Here is a 3,394-nt window from a genome sequence, read left to right as displayed (position 1 = left end):
CTTCGCTAACAATTTCACGTTGTCCTGTTTTAAACTGACTACATTAGTGGTATCTAAAGAGATGTCCTGGCATGTAAAAACACTATTGCTAATTGAAAAATCCTTTGCGTCTTGAATCGAGAGAAATTGCTTGCCTTTCGCGTATATTCGGTTTAAGGTTACACCTTCTAGTGGAGACTCTGGGATACCTTCCACTTTTATACATTCTCTGGAACGTTCTATATAAATATTCTTGAACGTGATTTTAGAAAAACGAGGTGTTAATGCATTAGGTTTCATGACGAAATCACGGCTGGCCTGATTCCCGACATGCTGCGCCTGTCCCAGCATATCCCAACTGAGGGCTGTCTTTTCAACAGCCATGCGAATATTTTCAAAAAGGATATTCTCACCTCCACCTCCACGAGGTCGTCGTGTTTTAAAACGTAATCCGACGTCTGTTCCGGTAAAAACACAGTCGTGAACATAAATATTTTTAGCCAAACCCGCTGTTTCGCTGCCGATAGTAAACCCACCGTGACCTTGCTCGGTCAAACAATAGCGAACAACTATGTTTTCACTAGGCCGATTGACCCGTAAGCCATCGTAACCACGTCCAGCCTTAATAGCAATACAATCGTCTCCCGTGTTTAACGTACAGTACTCAACAAGTACATTTCTTGAAGACTCGATATCGATTCCATCTCCACGTTGAATTCCGACAGATTGAATACTAATTCCTCGAATGACCACATCCTCGCAATAGGTAGGTACTACATTCCAAAATGCCGATCGTTCAAGTGAAACACCTTCGATCCATAACCCATTACAATTTATCGGCGCGATCAACGCTGGTGGAAAGATAAAATCAGTGGTTTTTCCATCATAAATACGATCCTCCACGGGTGTTTTGCTATCTACAATATTTTCAATCACATCATGTGTCATTATCCTTTCTCGGATGCTACCCTTATCTGGACCAAGAATTTTTCCGTGCCCCGTAATTGCTATATTTTCTGCACCATTTGCATAAATACAAGCACCTAAACTAAATAACTCAACACCCTCATTTCGTGTAAAAACAACCGGTAAAAAATCTTCAATTCCACTTTTAAATTCTAAAAGCGCGTTGTCTTGTAATAACAGATGAATATTTGATTTAAGCTCGATACGACCAGAAAGGTGATGCCCGTTTTTTAAAATTAAAACACCACCACCTTGTGCTGCTAGTGCATCGATTTTATCTTGAATACCTTCGCCCGGAACAACACTATCGGTGCGATTGGGGAATTCTGGGCGTGTAAAATTATGCTTAAAATAAGGTGATTTTATGGGCGCTAAATCCACAGGAAGATTTTTTGCTCCCACCTGTCCCACAGTAGGTAAAGAATTATCCAGCTGCTGCTCTAAAGGCACCGTTCTGCAGGATTGCACAAGAATTAGAAGTACGACTAGTTTACAGATTAAAAATTTGCTCATTGAAAAATCTCCTTCATAAATCGCGTATTTGCACCAAAGTTTTCTTTCACCATACGAGGAGATAGGTTGGCATCGCGCGATCTTTCGATGACCAGCCACCCTGACCACCTCATCTGGTCTAGGGTTTCTTTTACTAAAGGCATATTTAAACGCGTATTATTTTCTAGCCATACCCCATCCTCATCGGTACAATGAATTTGACAAATATGTTTGCGCCCAAGTATTTTTAGTTCTTTGATTAAATCACGTCCCTGTTTAAGCGGATTGGAAAAATTAAAATATATTTGAATATTTTTAGAACCAATGTCGTTTAGTAATTCGAGTTCACCCTGAGCATCCAGCGCGGTTTCAATTCCAACCACTACACCTGCTTTCTTTGCCATATCTCCAACGACTTTCAAGCGTTCTACTATTGCTGGACGAAGTTCGGGATGTTCAACTAAATCGCCTGTTATACCGAGGGGAAGAAAAGCTATCTTCACATCCATTTTACGACACGTATCTAAGCAGTCACCCACCATCTGTTTATATGTAGGGCGTTCAGCAAAAGATTGCGCATAAAAACCGGTCATCGCGATTGAACAAATCTCCACACCGGTTTCCTTAGATTTTTTTAGAAATTCTTGCCGTTGATCCAAAGAGGCTAGCTTACTATCAAAAGTATCGCGATTGCCAAGCCCGCCCATATCCAGTTCCAGGCCATCCGCTTTAATTTCTTTCGCTAAATCAAAAGCACTTAACTTTTGTCTCTTCAAGATCATTAAATCTATTACAGCCACCTTGTATCGTTGTTTCTTCGCCGACCCTGCAGTTAATGTCTTTGGCAAGAGTGCAGAAGCTCCTAACAGGAGGGACCCCACAATAAAATCACGTCTTCGCTTATCCATTACAATTTATTTTGAAAAATTTTTTCTAGGTTTTCGTATCCAATTATTGCATTTTTAGGTAGAAGTTCGCCCTTTTTGCCAAAAGTGTAAAGCATTTCTTCTTCCTCTATTGTACATTCCGATTCATCGTAATTTCCGTCTGTTTTTTTTAACCCGCCGTCAGAAATACCGAAATGTTTTATTACGAAATCGTACACCGGCTTACGTTTGCTATATCCGAAATCATGTCCATCATCTGGAAGGTGTACATTCTCTATATTTGCAGAGTCTCCGTAGTATCCATATATCTTCTGTAAATAAGGAAAGTCATGTTCAGGCATGTGCGCGGTCCAATCCTTACCGTCTGAAATAACAAGCTGCGGATTCGGAGCCGCTATCGCTGCCAGCTCTACATTGTTCGTGCCTCCTGCCACGGCATGAATGGGCATGCCGCTCTCGCATGGACAGCCACCGTAGAAATACGACGATAGCGACACAACCGGAATACTCATGGTAATACGCTTATCGATCGCGCTCATCAATACTGAATGGCTGCCTCCGCCTGAGCCTCCACAAATACCCACGCGTTTGTTGTCTACAGCCTTCTGAGACAACATATAATCTAAAATGCGAAGTGCTCCTAAAGTTTGCATAGTTATCGACAAACTCTTTCGATGATCCTCAGATTTAAATTGCAATAGAGATTCTCCCCACGCGAAAAGATCATAACTTACCGCGATAACCCCCATTCTGGCGAGCATTGCCGTACGAATTTGTGCATCCTCACGATAGCGATGCCCACCCCAATGTCCATCTGGACTCAGCATCAACGGCGCCTTTCCACGTAGTTTTTTAGGCTTATAAATAGAACCATTTACATAAACTCCGGGTAGAATTTCAAGTGCAAAATTTTCTACAGTATACCCAGTATATGACCGTTTTTTTGTCAAAATAATATCTGAAGAAGGACGTTCAGGTAACGGCGAAAGCTTGAGTGCACCTAACAACTCGTTTCGTAGTGATTCTTTACGTACTTGCCAACCGGATTTATTATGATACTTTGTCGAGAG

General features: G+C 41.5%; 3 protein-coding genes. All 3 read right to left on the bottom strand.

Features of this window, described 5'->3' with window-relative positions:
* The coding region (locus tag HP439_RS18345) for a glycoside hydrolase family 28 protein (RefSeq protein WP_172391779.1) at nt 1-1,458 on the bottom strand (1,458 nt) is incomplete at its 3' end.
* On the bottom strand, nt 1,455-2,345 hold the full coding sequence (locus HP439_RS18340; RefSeq protein ID WP_172391778.1) for a sugar phosphate isomerase/epimerase family protein: 891 nt from the start codon (nt 2,343-2,345) through the stop codon (nt 1,455-1,457). The genes HP439_RS18340 and HP439_RS18345, both read right to left, overlap by 4 nt.
* On the bottom strand, nt 2,345-3,394 hold a 1,050-nt coding region (locus HP439_RS18335; RefSeq protein ID WP_172391777.1), incomplete at its 5' end, for an alpha/beta hydrolase family protein. The genes HP439_RS18335 and HP439_RS18340, both read right to left, overlap by 1 nt.

Origin of the sequence: Sphingobacterium shayense, assembly GCF_013179575.1 — a bacterium.
Taxonomy (GTDB): domain Bacteria; phylum Bacteroidota; class Bacteroidia; order Sphingobacteriales; family Sphingobacteriaceae; genus Sphingobacterium; species Sphingobacterium shayense.
The sequence above is the reverse complement of the archived record's forward strand: the minus strand, read 5'-3'. Positions and strand labels throughout refer to the sequence as shown.

What these genes read in the sequence shown, in the direction of transcription:
- HP439_RS18340 (WP_172391778.1), bottom strand. Translation starts at nt 2,345, where the DNA reads ATGGATAAGCGAAGACGTGATTTTATTGTGGGGTCCCTCCTGTTAGGA.